The sequence below is a fragment of the Actinomadura sp. J1-007 genome (assembly GCF_009793335.1).
Lineage (GTDB): Bacteria > Actinomycetota > Actinomycetes > Streptosporangiales > Streptosporangiaceae > Spirillospora > Spirillospora yumaensis.
In genome coordinates this window covers 7326752-7343106 of the sequence record NZ_WING01000001.1, presented here as the reverse complement: position 1 = coordinate 7343106, position 16355 = coordinate 7326752, and the positions used below count along the sequence as shown (strand labels likewise).

Sequence of the window (16355 nt, the reverse complement as noted above, 5' to 3'; positions counted from 1 at the left end):
GATCGGGAGCGGGGGCAACTCTGCGGGCGCGATGCGGGCGCTCGGCGGTGTGGCAGGCCGGAGCAGGCGCGGGGCTCGTGTTGCCCGGGCGGGTGGTCGCGTCTGGACGGGGACGAACGCGTCGCGGCCGCCCCGCCGGTGCCGCGGCCACCCCGCTAGTGCCGCGGCCACCCCGCCGGTGCCGCGGCCACCCCGGTGGTGCCGTGGTCACCGCGCTGGGGGGACGACGGTCACGCCGGTTCGCTGTGCTCGTCCGTCTGGGGTTGAGCGGTGTGTATGCCTTTCAGGCCGTGGGCCATTTGCAGGCACAGTTCGTCGAGCAGGGTGGGCAGGTCGATCGGTGTTTTGGAGCGGTGGGAGTCCTCGATACGGGTTTTGACGGTGTTGTAGTGCGGGTTGGCGGCGCCGTCGGGTTCGAGCAGGGCCAGGGTGCGGCGCGCCGCGTCGATCAGCCGGATGGGACCGTAGCTTGCGGGTTCGGTCAGCAGGGAGCGGCTGCTGGCCAGCAGGTAGGCGGCGAGTCGTGCGAGTTCGGTGTCGCGGGAGGCGGGGTCAGGCGTAGCTGTCATAGCGGACCACCTCGTCGATGTCGCGGCGTTCGGACGGTTGCGGAGGGTGGGCCGGGTGCCCGGCGGAGACCAGCAGAACGGGTTCGAGGTGGGCGGGCATGTCCAGCAGCAGCCGGATCGGTTCGGGCAGGAAGCTGGAGGCGGGGCAGGCGCCGAGGCCGAGCGCGTGCGCGGCGAGCATGAAGTTCTCCACGGCCATGGCCACGCACAACCGGCCCAGCTCGCGGACGACGCGCGCGTCGTCCTCATCGGTGTACCGGGAGTGATCGTGGCAGGCGACCAGGAGAAGGGGCGGAGTCCCGATCACCCCGGGGGCGAACGCGCGTACCGACAGCAGCCGCTGCGGCTCCCGGATGACGATGAAAGCCCATGCCTGCCGGTTGGATCCGGTCGGAGCGGCCACCATCGCGGTGACCAGGGCATCGACATCGGCGTCGGTGATCGGCTCGCCCGTGAACTCGCGGATGACGCTGCGGGTGCGCAGGACCCGCAGCGCCCCGCCTGGGTCCGGGCTGGATCCGGGCGGTGCGTGTGGGGGTGATCCGGACGGCGGGGTCGCGTTTCTTGCGCGGGCGGTCATGTGTGCTCACCTGACCCATCTGACGAGGGCGTGACGCCCTGGCGAACGGTTTACCGGTAAGGGGAAGGGGCCTTTTTCGTGCTGTGCCGGGCCGGGCCCCGGCTCACCAGGTCACGGGGATGGCCTGGGGTGTACGGAACGCGGCCCCGTTCACCCATCGCAGGTCGTGTGGGGGGACGGCTAGGCGGAGGGCGGGTGAGTGGTCGGCCAGTGCGGTGACCATGGCGTGGATCTGCATTCGGGCCAGGCGGTTGCCGGGGCAGAAGTGGGCGCCGTGGCCGAATCCGAGGTGGCCGGAGGTGTCGCGGCCGGGGTTGAAGGTGTCGGGGTGGGAGAAGGCGGCCGGGTCGTGGTTGGCGGCTTCCAGGGAGACCAGGACGAGTTCGCCGGCTTTGATTTCCAGGCCGTTCAGGTCGGTGTCGGCGGTGGCCAGGCGTTTGGCTCCGCCGGTGGCCATCGGGGTGTAGCGCAGCAGTTCCTCCACGATCGCGGGGATGAGCTCCGGGTCTGCGCGTGCGGCCGACAGGGTGTCGGGATGGCGTAGCAGTGTGACGATCGCGCCGGCCAGGAAGCTGGCCGAGGTCCGATATCCGGCCATGAACATCATCACGGCGAAGACCACCAGGTCGCGCTGGTCGAGGGCGTCCGCGGCAGAGATCTTGGCGAGCAGGTGGTCGCCGGGGCCGGTGGTGAGGTCGGGCAGGCGGCGCAGGAAGAAGCGGTAGATCTTCTCCTGTGCCGTCGACAGGTCCGCCAGCTCGTACCGGCTGAGTCCCGGCCCCACGACAGGGCGGCGTCGGCCCAGGTGTTGAGCCGGGTGAGTTCGTCGGTCTCCAGGTCGCCCAGCAGTGTGCGGCAGGCGACCGCGAACGGCAGCCGCAGCGCCAGCCCGGCGTGCAGGTCGGCGGGCGGGCCGCCGCGGACCAGGGTGCCGAGCAGGAGCCGGGCCTGCTCGGTGGTCCAGTCCTGGTGCCGCCTGACGGTGCGCGGCCCGAGCGCGTCGGCGACGACCTGGTGCAGGCCGGCCTGTTTGAGCTCGGTGACGACGTCGCCGGTGCCCTCGGGTCCCCGCAGCGGCAGCGGTTCCTGCCGCGGCGCGCCGGGCGCGAGGGCCGCGGGCATGCTGAGCCGCGGGTCGGACAGGGCCCGTACGGCCACCTCGTGGCGGGTGACCAGCCAGGCCGGGTCCCCGGTGACGGTGGTCACCCGGCACGCCGGCGCGGGGGCCGCCCGCGCGGCGGTGTGCTGGGGGGTCAGCTCGAATCCCCAGTCGCCGAACGGGTAGGCGGGAACTGGGTCAGTGGTCGTCACCGTGGTCGCTTTCGGTTCGGTCGTTGGGCGGGGTGGTCCGGGGTCGGACGATCGCGTGGCCTTGCCGGGGTGAGACGTCCATGTGCGGGGAGGCGAAGATCGCCTCGATCATGGGCATCGGCTGGTGGTAGACGGCGACCGAGGACGGCACGCCGATGATGGCCGGGGTGTCCAGGCACAGCGGCATCTCGGCGGCGAGGTAGTTGGTGCCCTCCTCGACCTGTTCGCTGGTGGGTTCCGTGCCTTTGAGGTAGGCGGTCAGGACCTGGCGGCTGGCTTGGTGGAACACCTTCCGCAGGGTCGGGTCGGCGTCGATCGCCCGATGGGCGTGGACCCGCAGGCGGGCGTAGTGGGGGTGGTCGGCGAAGTCCGATAGCAGGTGGATGCGCTGCTGGGTGCGGTCGATGCCGATCTCGTCCCACGCGCGGGCGACGCGGCGGCAGGTCTTGCCGGCTTTGTGGCGGGCGTTCTTCCAGGCCAGTGCGGGAGGTTGGCCCAGGGCCTGGTAGGTGTGGGTCAACGACACGTCGGGCACGATCGCGTCCACTCTGGCGAACCTGCTCCCGGCCCAGCGCAGCAACGCCGACAGCCGTGGTTTGTTGAAGTAGCCGTTGCCCGGGCTCACGCCCACCAGTACGTGCTCGGCGCGTTCGTACAGGCCCGCGCAGTTGTCGGTGTAGGGGGTCACCGCGAAGGATGCGGTGGCGGTGTCCGCTGGAGCTTCACACATGATCAAACCTCCACCATCCACAACCACTCTAAGTATTCATATGTATACGGAGAGTAAAAATCTTTGGATGTTGAGAGCTGAACACGACGCCTCCACGCGGAGAAGGCCGCAAAGTGTTCGGCCCTCCCGCGTGCTGTGGCACCGAGCGGTTAGAGGCTCATGGCGGAGCCGCCGTACTGGGAGACCGTGCGGGGAGTGCCGGGCGGGGCCTCGGTAGCGGTGATCGACTTTGGGATAGTCCGGTGAGGTGACTATCGTCAAGGGGTGAACGAACGCTTGATGCAGGAGCCGACCCTGGTGGTGCTCACCGCCCTGGCGGACGTCCCCCGTCACGGGTACGCGATCGCCCAGGAGGTCAAGGCGATGACCGGTGGCCGGGTGACGCTGCGGACCGGCGCGCTGTACGGGGCGCTGGACCGCCTGCTGGCCGAGGGGCTGATCGAGGTCGCGAGCGAGGAGATCGTCGATGGTCGGGCCCGGCGCGTCTTCGCGCTGTCAGCGCAGGGGCGCGAGCGGCTGGGGCTGGAGGCCGAGCGTTTGGCGGCGGCCGCTCGGGAGGCCCGCAAGCGCCTGGCCGCCAAGCCTTCGGCGGCCACGTCGCCACCGATCACGCCGTGACCGGACGCGCCGTGGTCGAACAGGGTGTGATCGAGCTCGTCGTACGGCTGTATCCGGCCGCCTATCGGCAGGCCCATGGTGCGGAGATCATGGCGACCTACCGGGAGATGACCGCCGGACAGCCGTGGAGGGCGCGGCTGCGGGAGGGTGTCGAGCTGGTCGCCCACGCCCTGCGGACACGGCTGCGATTGGGGCGGCCGCGCCCGCCGGACGGTTCTTCGCCTTGGCCGCGCCGTTGGCGTTGGGAACCGCGGCGGCGGCGAGCGGCCTCTTCGTCATGCGCTGGTATGTCGGCCTGGTCGCCTCGCCCGCTCCCCTGCTCGTCCAGCTCAAGGCCGGGCTGGACGGCTGGAACGTTCTGCTGGGCTGCGCGGTCGCGATCGTGGTCGCAGCGGCGGCCGCTCTCGCGGGCGCTTGGAGACGGGGGCGGTGGTGTGCGGCGGCGGGATCGCTGGGATTCGCGGCCGCCGCGGTCATCAGCGGGCCGGCGTTCGGTGACCCGGTGTTCACCCCGGCGATGATGGCGATCACCGCGCTGGTGATGGCGGCGTGTCCGCCCGATCGCCGCGATGAAGCGGCGGCGGGCGCGGCGGTCGCCGTGGTCGCGGCGGTACTGGTCCCGCTGACGGCGCTGTACGCGCGTGCGCTGCCGGGGATCAGCACCGACTACGGCAGTTGGCCCCTGCTGGTCCTGATCGCCGCGGGCGTGATCCTCGCGGTCCGCAACCGTTCGGTGGGCGCCCGGGAACTGGGGGCGACGGCGGTGGCCTCTCCGCCCTTTGTCGCCTACGCCTACACCAGCGCCGGGGACCACCTGCTTCCCGCCGTACTGGCGGCCGTGCTGCCGGTCGGCGCCCTGCTCGCGGCCCTGGCCGTCCACCTGCGTCGCCAGGTCGGCTCCGCGCGCTGATCGCCACCAGCACGGCCACACTCCCCATCTCGCGCCGCACCTGCCGCACCTGCCGCGCCTGCCTCGCCTGCGCTGGCCTCTCCCTTCGCTCATTAGTCTGCTTAGCGTAGTATTCAGGTGAACGGACTATGAGGTTGGTTCTGCCTGAGCAATGAAAGGCCCGGCGCGTGCCGTTCACCTTGTCTCCTCCCGCCGCGGTGCCGCCGCTGCTGCGGCGGCCGTTGCTCGCGCCGGCTGGCCACCGAGGCCGAGGCCGAGAGCGAGTCCGGCCTGGGACGGCCGTTGTCAGCCGATCTGCTGGACGGCTCGCGTACCGACGACTCCGTTGCCGCGCGGTCGCGTGATCATCTCGTTCGTCTCTCGTGAAGGGTCTGCTGTGCCTCTGACGTTGTGCCATCCGGCCGCGGTGCTGCCGCTGGCCCGCGGCCCGCTGGTGCTGTCGGCTCTGGCCGCCGGTTCCATGGCGCCCGACGCGGCCTACTTCGTGCGCCCGCCGTCGGGGTGGGAACGCACCCTGGACCCGCTGGTGAACGCCACCTACACCCATTCGCTCCCCGGCATGGTGGGGCCGGACCTGCTGCTGGGGGCCGGGCTGCTCGTCCTGTACGTGCTGCTGCGCCGCCCGGTCGTGGCGCTACTACCACCCCGGATGTCCGCCCGGCTGACCGCACGCCCACCCCACCGGACCCGTTCGCGGAACGGTGCCGGCGCGGTGCTGACGCGGGCGTGGTGGGTGCTGGTGTCCCTCCAGATCGGCGTGCTCACCCACCTGATCTGGGACTCCTTCACCCACCACGACGGATGGGTGGTGGCCCACGTGGCGTTCCTGCGCGCGGACGTCACCGGCGACATCACGATCGGCCGGATCGTACAGCACCTGAGCACGCTGGCCGGAGCGGCGATCCTCGCGGTCTGGCTGTGGCGCCGCTACCAGCACCAGCCGCAGAACGCCCGGCAGCAGGGCATTGAGATGACAGTCGCGCCTCGCTCGCCGTACGCGACCGGCCAGGCTTCCACCCCGCCCCGGACGCAGCGGCCGCTGGCCCCCGCGATCCGATGGAGCGTGCTGGCGGGACTGCTGACGGCGGCCGTGCTCGGCGCGGCCGCCAACCTGCCCGGCGACACCGGCGACCTGACCGGCACCACCCTGGTCGAGACCCAGCTGTCACTGCTGATCACCGGTGCCGGAGCCGCACTCGCGGCCGCGCTGGCGCTGTATGCCGCCCTCTGGCACCTGACCCACCGGCCATGTAGCCGACGACATCCCGCTAGGGACACGTCCCGGAGCGGAGAACCGGTGCCGGGTGCCGGGTGCCAGGTGTGAGCGTCCGGATTTGATAGTTAGCTCTGCAATGGTTAGCATGTTAACTGTGAACGAGGTGGAGCGAGAGAGCACGTTGGAGCTGATGCGGTGGGTCGTGTGGGGGCAGCGGCGCATCGCCGACGACTGGATACGGGAGCGCGGCCTCACTCACGAGCAGAGCGCCGTGCTGGCGTACCTGTCGAAGAACCCGGAGGCCATCCAGCGTGACGTCGCGCGGGCCACGCGCACCAGCGCGCCGAGCGTCTCGCGGCTGCTGGCCGGGCTCGAACGGCGCGGACTCGTACAACGCCGGACGCAGGACGGTGACACGCGCAGCCGCCGGGTCCACATCACCCCGGCGGGCTCGGAGCTGATCCAGGGTTTCGAAGAGGCCATGGACCGTGTCGAGGACGAGATCCTCGCGCCGCTGGGCGCCGCTGGGCAGGCACAGCTCCACGACCTGTTGAGGCGGCTCGCATCCCGGATCGAGCCGCCCAGCCTCCCCTGATCCGGCCCCCGCCCGACCTCCCCTGACCCGGCCCTCACCCGGCCTTCCCTGATCCGGCCCTCGCCCGGCCTCTTCTGGTCCGGCCTCGCCCGGCCTCCCTGACCCGCCTCTGGTGCTCTGTGCGGCACCCGGAGGTCCTGCGGGCCGGACCGCCGATTCGTCCACCAGCAGCAAAGGAACCCACGTATGACTCAGATCTCGATCATCGGTGCCGGTCTCGCGGGACTGGCACTGGCCCGGACCCTCGCGGTCCACGGCATCCCGTCCACGGTGTACGAGGCGGAGGCGTCCGCGCAGGCCCGGGGCCAGGGCGGCATGCTCGACATCCACGACTACAACGGACAGCACGGGATCCGCGCCGCCGACCTGATGGACGGATTCCAGTCCCTCGTCCTCGAAGGCCGTCAGGCGTCCCGCGACGTGGCGCCCGACGGCACCGTCCTGGCGGACCGGCCCGACGACCCCGCCGGAGGCCGTCCCGAGGTGCAGCGCGGCGAGCTCCGGCAGTTGCTGCTGGAGGCCCTGCCCGCCGGCAGTGTCGTCTGGGGGCACAAGACCCAGAGTGTCCGGACCCTCCAGGACGGTCGCCACGAAGTGACCTTCGCCAACGGAGCGAGGATCGTCACCGACGTCCTCATCGGCGCCGACGGCGCCTGGTCGAAGGTCCGGCCGCTGCTCTCCGACGCCACGCCCGCCTACGCCGGACGCTCGATGGTCGAGACGTACCTGTACGAGAGCGACACCCGGCACCCCGCCACCCTGGCGCTGGTCGGCGGCGGGTCGATGACTGCCTACGACGAGACCGCCGGCATCGGTCTCGGCGTCCAGCGCGAACGCGCGGACACCCTGCACTCGTACGCCATGTTCGACCAGCCGCTCGACTGGTTCGACGGCATCGACTTCAACGACGGCCCCGCGACCGCCCGCACCATCGCGGCGATGTTCAAGGGGTGGGCGCCCGAACTCGTCGCGCTGATCGCCGACAGCGACATCCCGCCGGTCTTCCGCCCCTTGTACGGGCTCCCGATCGGGCACCGCTGGGAGCACGTACCCGGTGTCACGCTCGTCGGAGACGCCGCCCACCTGGCGCCGCCGGACGGCGAAGGAGCGAACTGGGCGCTGTTCGACGCCGGACAGCTCGGCAACGCCATCGCCGAACGGCCCGAGGACATCGACGCGGCCATCCGCGACTACGAAGCCGCGCTGTTCCCGCGGAACATCGAGACCGCCACCGCCGCCGCGGCCTTCTACCCCGACTTCACACCCAACTGATGAGCACAGCGACCAACCCCATACGATCGTCCCCTTCCTCAGACGGTGACCGGGCGAGACCGCGGCGTCGGCTGCCCGACCAGGGACAGCGATGCGCGGACGCGGCCGGAGGCGCTATCTCGCGTCACCATTCGCAGTGGACCTCCTCGCGTACCGCTCGGATCGGTCAACGGCGTACCCGATAGCGCAGGTGAAGCACCCGGTCGCCCTGGATCACCACGTCGGGCCCCTCCAACAGGTGCTGCGCGCGGACCGACCCGAAGTAGCGCTTGCCGGACCCGAACACGACGGGTACGACGTCCATGCGCACCTCGTCGACCAGGCCCGCGGCGAGCACCTGGCCGCCGACGTCGCCGGCGGCGACCTCGACCACGCGGTCGCCCGCGAGTTCCTGCGCCTTGGCCACGGCCGCCTCGACGCCGTCGACGAAGTGGAACGGCGCCTCGGAATCCCAGCCCTCGGGCTCCGGCCGGTGCGTCACGACGACCACGTGGTCGATCCCGCTCGGTGGCTTCCCGTCCCAGCCGTCCGTCATGTCGAAGACGTGTCGGCCGACGAGTGTCGCCCCGATCTGGTCCCAGTACGGCCGGGTGTGGTCGTAGGACGCCCGCGACACCTTGATCTCGCCGCTCTCGTCCAACGGGACGTCACCGTTGGTCAGCCAGTCGAACAGCGGTCCGGGCTGGTCATCGTCGTCCGCGACGAAGCCGTCCACCGACACCGAGCTGTACATGACCACCTTGCCCACGGGGCTCTCCTCTGCTTTGGGGTGCCCAAATTAACGTGCCGTGAGCTGGCGTTCTTGTAAGAAATCAATCGGCAGGCAGCGGCCAGCCGTCCAGCACGTGGCCGGGATGCTCGCGCAGGAACCGTCGCCGGACTTCCAGGTACCGGGTCGGCGTGAGCCCGGTGAACGCGCGGAACTCGTGGCCGAAATGGGCCTGGTCGAAGTAGCCCGCGCCACCGGCGAGGCCGCCCCAGTCGATCGGTCCGTCGGGGTCGATCGCGAACACGGTGGCGGTGAAGCGGTAGGTGCGGGCCAGCCGCTTCGGCGTGACACCGACGAGCTCCTTGAACCGCTGTGCCAGATGAGTGCTGCTGACACCGGCCGCCATGCTCAGGTCGCCGATCGCCACCGCCCCGCTGGTGGCCGCGATGACGTTGCTCGTATGGCGGACGAGCCCCAGGCCGGCGGTCTCGCACAGCCGTCGCATCAGCTCCTCCTCAAGCAGCGTCAGCATCGCGTGCGGCCCGTCCGCCGTGGCCAGCCGGTCTCGCAGTTCGGCGATCGCGGGCCGGCCCCAGACCTGCTCTACCGTCAACGGCCGGTCGCACAGCTCGGCCGCGGGCATCGGCAGGAACGGCGCCGGCCCCCACGGCTTGAAGTGCACGCCGACGGACCGGGTCGGAAGCGGGTAACCGAACTCCCACGCGCGGGTGGGCATGGTGACCACGCAGCCGTCGGCGTACTCGGCCGTCTCGACGTCGGTGCCGGCGCGGATGCGGAACGGCGCCCCGAGGTTGACGATGAGCAGCGCCGACGGCGACGGCGGCAGCGTCAGCCAGGCGTACGGCGGCGCACCCTCCAGGTAGTAGAGGTCGTCGATCAGCCCGTCCAACGGCGGTCGCGGCGCTCTGGACACGTACTCCACGCGCACAGCATCGCCGATGCCCCTCCGCCATCGCACGCCGGAACGCTCCACTCGCGCTACACCAGCAACGGCCCCTCCCACTCGGTACCATCGGCCTCTTGCCGGCCGTGCTGGTCACCGCCGCATCTGTCCAGGACTCGGTCGCCGGAGCCGCTCTGATCAATCAGTTCGCCGACGAACAGCCCGCCGTCCGTACCATCCGGGTGGACGGCGGCTACCGCGAGCACGCCGCCGCGGTCGGCATCGACATGCGGATCGTCCAACGCCCGTGAGGCGTCCGGGGGTTCACCCCGCCGTCACGCCGTTGGGTGGTCGAACGCTCCCTGGGCCGGGCCCCATGCCGCGCCGCCGCCTGATCCGCGACGACGAGACCCTGCCGACCGGTTCCACCGCCATGATCCATTCGCGATCATCGGCCTCTTGAGCTGCCGCCTCACCGGCGAGTCCGCTCCCACCTGGCGGGACGCCTGACCCGGAAGCAAGCAGGGGACGAAACGCCCGGTCAGGTCCGGGACGCGGAGGAGGTGGCGGCGCCGGGGCGGGAGCGGTTGGCGCGGATCTCGTCGTGGTGGTCGGCCGCCCAGCCGATCAGCTGCTTGACGATCTCGTTCAGGCCGCCGCCGAGCGGGGCGAGCGCGTACTCGACGCGCGGTGGCACCTCGGCGTAGGCCGTACGGGTGATCAACCCGTCCTCCGTGAGTTGGCGAAGGGTGTGGGTCAGCATGCGCTGGTAGATGCCCGGGATCTGGCGCTGCACGTCGGTGTAGCGCATCGGGCCGCCCTCCAGGACGGCGATGACCAGCATGCTCCACTTGTCGCCCACCCGGTCGAGCACCTGGCGGATGAGGTCCATGTGGTCGGCGGGGATGCTCGCGCACGGCCCGACCGAAGCCGCCATCCCGATTGCCGCGCTGTCCTGCATGGCGCCCGTTCCCCTCCGTCACGCACACCGATGTGCCTTTTGTAACGCCTTCCATACTGGCTCATCATGGCGTTACGAACAAACAGTAGGAATTGGAGGTCAGGACATGAAAGTAGAGATCTGGTCCGAGGTCACCTGCCCCTGGTGCGGTCTGGGCGGCCATCGGTGGGATCGGGCCGTGGAGCGGTTCGAGCACGGCGGCGACGTAGAGGTGGTCCACCGCTCGTTCCCTCTGGGCAGTGGCCTCCCCGAGGACCGCACGCTCAGCGTGCGCGAGTTTCTGCTGGCCAAGTACGGCGTCGTCCCCGGGCAGGCCGACGTACCGGATATCGAAGGCATGGCCGCCGCCGAAGGACTGGCCCCGTACCGCGTCCTGGACAACCGAGTCGGGAACACCGACCTGGCCCACGAGCTCCTGGCCCACGCCTCCGCCGAAGGCAAGAACCGCGAAGCCTGGCGCATGATGTTCCGCGCCTACTTCGGCGAAGCCGAGTCGGTCTTCACGCTCGACGACCTGCTCGGCCTGGCCGGCAGGATCGGCCTGGACCGCGAACGGACCCGCCGGGTGCTCGCCGAGCGGCGCTACCGCCGTCAGGTACGGCAAGACGCACACCAGGCGCAGCGGCTCGGGGCGACCGGTGCCCCCTTCACCGTCATCGACGGCCGGTACGCCCTCGCAGGAGCGCAGGACACCGACACCCTGCTCCGCATCCTGCGCCAGGTCTGGGACGAGACCCACCCGACCGTTCTCGATGCCGGCGACGACGCGGCGATCTGCGGCCCGGACGGCTGCGCGGTCTCCGCCGACCACGCCGCCCGCACCTGATCCACCCGCCTGCCGGGCGTCCGATCTCCGCATGTCCCGGCGGTCACGACACACGGAAGGGACTTCACTGTGCCCACTCTCGCCATCGTCGGCGCCGGCCCCGGCCTGGGCCTGGCCATCGCCCGCACCTTCGGCAGCCGCGGCTTCGACGTCGCCCTGATCGCCCGCACCAAGGAGAAGCTGGAAACGCTGGTCGCCCGGCTCGGCCAGGAAGGCGTCACGGCCGCCGCGTTCCCCGCCGACCTCCTCGACCGCGCCTCACTGACCGATGCCCTGGACGCGGCCAGGGCCCGCTTCGGCGGCATCGACGTACTGGAGTACTCGCCGGCCCCGCACACCCCGGTGCCCGGCCTCACCCTGGCCGCTCCTTCGCAGGTCACGGTGGACAACCTGCAACCAATGATCGAGTACGGCTTCTACGGCGCCGTCACGGCGGCCCAGGCGGTACTGCCCGCGATGCGCGAGGCGGGCGCCGGGACCCTGCTGTTCACCGCCGGCGGCGGCTCGGTGGACCCGGTGCCGATGTTCGGCAACGCCAACGCGGCCCAGGCGGCTCTGCGCAACTGGGTGATCAACCTGAACAAGGAACTGGCGGGCAGCGGCGTGTACGCCGGGCACGTGGCGATCAACGTCTGGATCGGCGAGGGCGTCGTGGCCGCCCCGGAAGGCAGCCCGACCGCCACGCCCGAGCAGATCGCCCCCCTGTACTGGGACCTGCACGAGAACCGCGACCGCCCCGAGGCCGTCTTCAACGCCTGACCGGGCCGTACTCGTACTCGAACCGGCGCGTCCCCGTCCACCTCGCGCCGCCGGACCGCGATCTCCCCGTCCACCGAGGCCAGTGAATCGCCGACGACGTCGACCGCCGCCGATCGGCCACAGCAGGGCGGACCGAGCGGCCCCGTGGCGTCCACCCCGGTGTGGGGGCCGCAGCCGGCCTGGCCAGGAGGTGCGGGCGGGGAAGGTGGCATTCCCCGGGCGCGCGGTGGGAGGGTCCGCGGGTGCGTGGGTGGTCGGGCCGTGGCCGTGTTCGGAATGGGCAACGGTCTCGGCGGCCCTGACCGATGGGGAGTCGATGATGACGGTGGCGGCCCCTGGAAAGCGGCGAACAGAAACCTGCTGTGTATTTCTGTCAATGTCGAATGGGTTGTTCGCCTTCGAGCGGAAACTTAGCGTGATGCCTCGGCGTCCGGCGCCCACGATCGTCCGCACCACGGATGACGGAGGAAGGCGAGGATGATGGAGCTCCCGCGGAACCGTGAACACCCGAGGGCCTGGTCGGTCCTGGCCGTGCTCGTCCTGCTGCTGGGCGCCGGCGCCCTCGGCGGTCCGGCGAACGCGGCTGAGGGCACCGTGATCAACGCCGATGCGCCCGGCACGGTCGAGGGCCAGTACATCGTGGCGCTGAAGGGCGGAACGTCCCTCGCGCCCGGTGCACAGGCCCCGGTGACCGCCCAGGCGAAAAGTCTGGCGCGCCGCTACGGCGGCTCCGTTCAGAGTGTTTTCAGCGCCGTGCTGCGCGGATTCGCCGCCGACATGACGGCCGCGCAGGCTCGGCGCCTGGCCGCTGATCCGGCGGTGCGGTACGTGCAGAAGGGCGTGATGGTCCACACGGCCGGAGGCGGCACGCAGCCCAATCCCCCGTCCTGGGGCCTGGACCGCGTCGACGGCAGGCAGGACCGCGCGTACACCTACCCTGGCGCCGGCACCGGCGTCACCGTCTACGTCGTGGACACCGGGGTCCGCATCAGCCACAGGACGTTCGAGGGCAGGGCGTCCAACGGCTACGACTTCGTCGACAAGGACGCCACCGCGCAGGACTGCCACGGCCACGGCACGCATGTGGCCGGCACCGTGGGCGGCGAGGAGTACGGAGTGGCCAAGGACGCCCAGATCGTCGCCGTGCGCGTCCTGGACTGCGACGGCTACTCCCCCGACCGCTACGCCATCGAGGGCCTGGAGTGGATCGCCCGGAACGCCCGCAAGCCCGCCGTCGGCAACATGAGCATCGGCTCCGATCCCCCGGTTCCGGAGCCGCAGGCGTTCCGCGAAGCGACCAGAGGCGCCATTCGCGCGGGCATCCAGTTCGCGATCGCCGCCGGGAACGACTCCAGAAACGGCTGCGACACGCCCGGCGACGTGTCCGAGGCCGTCACGCTCGGGTCCACGGACGAAGGCGACTGGCGTTCCTACTTCTCCAACTACGGCCGCTGCCTGGACCTGTTCGCACCGGGCGGCGACATCGTCTCCGCGGACTACGGCTCCGACACCGGAGCGACGTGGATGAGCGGCACGTCGATGGCCACGCCGCACGCGGCCGGGGCCCTCGCGCTCTATCTGGAGGGCCACCCGAACGCGACCCCGCAGGAGTCCCGCAACGCGGTGGTGAAAGCGGCCCAGCCCGGCGTCATCTCCGATGCGGGCAGCGGCTCCCCCAACCTGCTGCTGAACGTCTCCACCCTCGGCACCCCCGCCATACGCCGATAAGCCAGCCGACGCCTCCTGGTGAGGCCCAAGCCCCGAGGACACCGGCCTCGCCGAGCGATGGACTCGACGCCAGAGTCCGGCACGGCTAAGTAGGACGTTTGTTCACCGGTTGCGTCGCCGGTGTTGAGCGGACGGGGTCCTCGCGACGTCCGGGCGGTGTGTCTAGGGTTTGTGGGTTATCCAGAGCATTTCTGCTGGCCAGTGGTGTGCCCAGTCGGGCGGGTCGGTTCTGTTGTAGTCGTTGGGTGTTCCGGGGTCGGGCCGCGGTTCGATGAGGTCGTCGATGATGAGGCCCGCGCCGCGAAGGGTCCTGATCCAGTCGCCGTAGGTGAGCTGGTAGCTGGTCGCGCCGCGTCCTTCGGTGATGGAGTTCAGCCCGAAGTAGTCCTGGTGCAGCGTGGTGGTCACGCGGCTCGCGGTGTCGTCGTAGCAGGCTTCGAACCACGGGCTGGCGGTGTTGAACACCAGGCGCCCGCCGCGGCGCAGGACGCGTGCGGCCTGCGGGACGGCCAGGTGCGGGGGCGCCCAGCTGAGCCCGCCATGGTCGCAGAACACCAGGTCGAAGCTGCCGGCGGCGAACGGGAGCAGTTCGGCGGCGCCTTGCACCAGCGGGTAGCGGGCCGCTCCCATCGCGCCGGCCGCCGCGGTGAGCTGGGCTTCGGACAGGTCGAACCCGACCACGGTGGCGCCCTCGGCGGCGAGCGACCTGGACCACTGGCCGGCGCCGCAGCCGAGTTCGAGGACGCGCTTGCCGGTGACGTCGCCCAGAGCGTGCAGGTGCGCGTCGGGGATGGCGTACATGCCCCACAGCCGGGGCGCGGCGCCGATCCGCGGGTCGTGCTCGTGCTGGTAGGAGCTGCTGATCTGGTTCCAGAACCGCCGGTTGGCGGGGATGCTGTCCACTCGCAGACTCCAGCACTGCCCGCCGAGCGCGGTCAACACGGGGGGCCGATGTAACCACGAGGCCGGTGCCGGACCTATAGAGACGAAGCAGGAACGATCTCGGGTCGGAGTTACTTTGGGGCGATCTCGTGGGTGATGAAGCTGACCGGTTCACGGTGTTGTTCCGGCGGCATCACGGGCACGTGCTGGCATACGTGCTCCGCCGGACCGGCGAGGCGCAGGCGGAAGACGTGGTCGCGGAGACGTTCACGGCGGCATGGCGCCACATCGACCGCCTGCCGGATGATCCCCTGCCCTGGCTCTACCGGACGGCGCAGAACTGCCTGAGCAACGACCGCCGTTCGACGCGGCGCCGGGAACGCCTCGCGGGCCGCCTGGCGGCGCACCACCGGGTCGAGCCCGACCACGCGCCGGGCGTGGTCGAGGAGGTACGCCTGAGAGCCCTGCTCTGGGAACTGCCGCCCGGCGAGCGCGAGGCGCTGATGCTGATCAGCTGGGAGGGACTGGACCACCGCATGGCCGCTTACGTGGCCGGGTGTTCGGCCCCGGCCTTCAAGGTACGCCTGCACCGCGCCCGCAAGCGGCTGGCCGGCCTGCTCACCAGCGACAACCCGCCCGTGGAGGAGGCCACCCGATGAACGACCTGGACGCACTGATCGCCGCCGCCGACCCGGTGGCCGCCGACGACCTGACCTATGGCGCGCGGCAGGAGACGCTGCTGCGGAGCATCATCGACGAACCGGCCCGCCGGTCCCCCGCCCGTCCTCGTGCACGGCTCAGGTGGATCCTTCCGACCGTCGCCGCGGCAGCGGCCGTCACTGCGGTGCTGTGGCACGTACTGGCACCCCGGAGCATCCCCGAACAACGGTACGTCACCTCCGGACCCGCGCACGCGATGCTGCTGGCGTCGGCCGAGCACGCCGACCGGACCGGGACCAAACGCTTCTGGCACGCCAAGGGCGAGGTCGGCCAGCTTCTCCGCCGCGACCACAATGGACACCGGTACACGTTGCTGGTCACCATCCCCACCGAGGCCTGGCGGCCGCGCGACCCGGTCGACGGCGACGCCGTGCTCGCCCATGACCTCGCGGGGGCACGGCTCCAGCCGGTCAGCGCGGCCGACGCCAAGGCGTACCGGGAGGACGGCTCGCCCGGCCCGAACGAGAACTCCGACGCCGGCATCGCCATCCCCGATCCGCCGGACGGACCGGAACATACCGAAGACAGCGTCTTCGAAGGGGACCCCGCACGCCTGCCCGCAGACCCGGCCAAGCTCCGGGTGGCGATGCTGACCTGGATCCGCGACCACGGCGGTCTCCCGGCGCGCCCTGACGCGTGGCTCTTCCGCGAGGCCACGCATTTGCTCGACTCCCCGGCACGGACGCCGTCCCCGGCGGTACGCGGCGCGCTCTATCGAATGCTGGCCGGACTGCCGGGCGTCCGCAGCCTCGGCACGGTCCGTGACCCGCTCGGCCGACCCGCGGTCGGTGTCGCCCTGCGCGAGCACACCTCCGCGCTCGGCACCATCGACTGGCAGCTCCTGCTCAGCCCGTCCAGCGACTTCGTGATGGCCACCCGCGCCGTCGTCGTGCGGCCGGGCGCCACGAACCGCGGGCTTCCCCCCGGCACCACGCAGTACCTCACCGTGAAGCAGACCGCCGGCTGGACCGACCAACCACCGAAGCGCCCACTGCCAGGCGCGCGCCGCTGACCGAGTCACATCCGGAACGCGAGATCCGCCGCGATCCGCACTTCCGGTCTCTG

Annotated in this window: 20 protein-coding genes; 11 read left to right on the top strand and 9 right to left on the bottom strand. The window is 71.1% G+C overall.

The window, feature by feature from the left end; genetic code table 11:
- Positions 1 to 230: 230 nt before the first annotated feature.
- The 5 genes from GEV43_RS33420 to GEV43_RS33400 form a co-directional block, all read right to left on the bottom strand.
- Positions 231 to 569 (bottom strand): DUF6092 family protein, encoded by a 339-nt coding sequence (locus tag GEV43_RS33420; protein ID WP_160824076.1) that lies wholly within the window; start codon positions 567 to 569, stop codon positions 231 to 233.
- Positions 553 to 1149, bottom strand: coding sequence for a nitroreductase family protein (locus GEV43_RS33415; RefSeq protein ID WP_160824075.1), 597 nt, complete (start codon positions 1147 to 1149; stop codon positions 553 to 555). Before GEV43_RS33415 ends, GEV43_RS33420 begins: the two co-directional genes overlap by 17 nt.
- 103 nt (positions 1150 to 1252) lie before the next feature.
- Complete coding sequence (locus GEV43_RS33410; RefSeq protein WP_160824074.1) at positions 1253 to 1771, bottom strand: cytochrome P450; 519 nt, start codon at positions 1769 to 1771, stop codon at positions 1253 to 1255.
- The gene (locus GEV43_RS33405) at positions 1756 to 2460 is read right to left on the bottom strand and encodes a hypothetical protein (protein WP_160824073.1); all 705 of its coding nucleotides are present in this window, start codon (positions 2458 to 2460) and stop codon (positions 1756 to 1758) included. Before GEV43_RS33405 ends, GEV43_RS33410 begins: the two co-directional genes overlap by 16 nt.
- Positions 2447 to 3190, bottom strand: a complete 744-nt coding sequence (locus GEV43_RS33400; RefSeq protein ID WP_160824072.1) for a tRNA-dependent cyclodipeptide synthase — start codon at positions 3188 to 3190, stop codon at positions 2447 to 2449. Before GEV43_RS33400 ends, GEV43_RS33405 begins: the two co-directional genes overlap by 14 nt.
- A 264-nt stretch (positions 3191 to 3454) precedes the next feature.
- Between GEV43_RS33400 and GEV43_RS33395 the strand changes: the two genes are divergently transcribed.
- The 5 genes from GEV43_RS33395 to GEV43_RS33375 all read left to right on the top strand — a co-directional run bounded on the left by GEV43_RS33395 (position 3455) and on the right by GEV43_RS33375 (position 7801).
- Positions 3455 to 3808: a PadR family transcriptional regulator gene (locus GEV43_RS33395; RefSeq protein WP_160824071.1), complete on the top strand. Its 354-nt coding sequence runs from the start codon at positions 3455 to 3457 to the stop codon at positions 3806 to 3808.
- 223 nt (positions 3809 to 4031) lie between these two features.
- Positions 4032 to 4718 (top strand): hypothetical protein, encoded by a 687-nt coding sequence (locus GEV43_RS33390; RefSeq protein ID WP_160824070.1) that lies wholly within the window; start codon positions 4032 to 4034, stop codon positions 4716 to 4718.
- Between the two features lie 376 nt (positions 4719 to 5094).
- On the top strand, positions 5095 to 6042 hold the full coding sequence (locus tag GEV43_RS33385) for a DUF4184 family protein (RefSeq protein ID WP_160824069.1): 948 nt from the start codon (positions 5095 to 5097) through the stop codon (positions 6040 to 6042).
- Between the two features lie 46 nt (positions 6043 to 6088).
- Positions 6089 to 6529, top strand: a complete 441-nt coding sequence (locus tag GEV43_RS33380) for a MarR family transcriptional regulator (protein ID WP_160824068.1) — start codon at positions 6089 to 6091, stop codon at positions 6527 to 6529.
- A gap of 186 nt (positions 6530 to 6715) precedes the next feature.
- A complete protein-coding gene (locus GEV43_RS33375) occupies positions 6716 to 7801 on the top strand; it encodes an NAD(P)/FAD-dependent oxidoreductase (RefSeq protein WP_160824067.1) in 1086 nt (361 codons plus the stop codon).
- Between the two features lie 166 nt (positions 7802 to 7967).
- Here GEV43_RS33375 and GEV43_RS33370 read toward each other — a convergent pair whose 3' ends face one another.
- Together GEV43_RS33370 and GEV43_RS55380 are read right to left on the bottom strand one after the other, a co-directional pair.
- Positions 7968 to 8549, bottom strand: coding sequence for a dihydrofolate reductase family protein (locus GEV43_RS33370; protein ID WP_160824066.1), 582 nt, complete (start codon positions 8547 to 8549; stop codon positions 7968 to 7970).
- Positions 8550 to 8613: 64 nt separating this feature from the next.
- Positions 8614 to 9453, bottom strand: coding sequence for a helix-turn-helix domain-containing protein (locus tag GEV43_RS55380; protein ID WP_206681396.1), 840 nt, complete (start codon positions 9451 to 9453; stop codon positions 8614 to 8616).
- Positions 9454 to 9551: 98 nt separating this feature from the next.
- On the opposite strand from GEV43_RS55380, the gene GEV43_RS33360 reads away from it, so the two are divergent.
- Complete coding sequence (locus GEV43_RS33360; protein ID WP_160824065.1) at positions 9552 to 9725, top strand: hypothetical protein; 174 nt, start codon at positions 9552 to 9554, stop codon at positions 9723 to 9725.
- A 230-nt stretch (positions 9726 to 9955) separates the two neighbouring features.
- On the opposite strand, the gene GEV43_RS33355 is transcribed toward GEV43_RS33360, so the two are convergent.
- The gene (locus tag GEV43_RS33355) at positions 9956 to 10375 is read right to left on the bottom strand and encodes a helix-turn-helix domain-containing protein (protein ID WP_160824064.1); all 420 of its coding nucleotides are present in this window, start codon (positions 10373 to 10375) and stop codon (positions 9956 to 9958) included.
- A 106-nt stretch (positions 10376 to 10481) separates the two neighbouring features.
- On the opposite strand from GEV43_RS33355, the gene GEV43_RS33350 reads away from it, so the two are divergent.
- From GEV43_RS33350 to GEV43_RS33340, 3 genes are all read left to right on the top strand, one after another.
- Complete coding sequence (locus GEV43_RS33350) at positions 10482 to 11201, top strand: DsbA family protein (RefSeq protein WP_160824063.1); 720 nt, start codon at positions 10482 to 10484, stop codon at positions 11199 to 11201.
- A 69-nt stretch (positions 11202 to 11270) separates the two neighbouring features.
- A complete protein-coding gene (locus GEV43_RS33345) occupies positions 11271 to 11960 on the top strand; it encodes an SDR family oxidoreductase (RefSeq protein ID WP_160824062.1) in 690 nt (229 codons plus the stop codon).
- Between the two features lie 477 nt (positions 11961 to 12437).
- Complete coding sequence (locus GEV43_RS33340) at positions 12438 to 13688, top strand: S8 family peptidase (protein WP_206681395.1); 1251 nt, start codon at positions 12438 to 12440, stop codon at positions 13686 to 13688.
- Positions 13689 to 13850: 162 nt separating this feature from the next.
- Here the strand turns inward: GEV43_RS33340 and GEV43_RS33335 are convergent, their stop codons facing one another.
- A complete protein-coding gene (locus GEV43_RS33335) occupies positions 13851 to 14591 on the bottom strand; it encodes a methyltransferase domain-containing protein (RefSeq protein ID WP_160824061.1) in 741 nt (246 codons plus the stop codon).
- A 128-nt stretch (positions 14592 to 14719) separates the two neighbouring features.
- On the opposite strand from GEV43_RS33335, the gene GEV43_RS33330 reads away from it, so the two are divergent.
- Both GEV43_RS33330 and GEV43_RS33325 read left to right on the top strand, forming a co-directional pair.
- Positions 14720 to 15229: an RNA polymerase sigma factor gene (locus GEV43_RS33330; RefSeq protein ID WP_309239977.1), complete on the top strand. Its 510-nt coding sequence runs from the start codon at positions 14720 to 14722 to the stop codon at positions 15227 to 15229.
- Positions 15226 to 16302 carry a CU044_5270 family protein gene (locus tag GEV43_RS33325; protein ID WP_160824059.1) on the top strand — a complete coding sequence of 359 codons (1077 nt, stop codon included), beginning with the start codon at positions 15226 to 15228 and terminating at the stop codon, positions 16300 to 16302. Before GEV43_RS33330 ends, GEV43_RS33325 begins: the two co-directional genes overlap by 4 nt.
- Positions 16303 to 16355 lie beyond the last annotated feature (53 nt).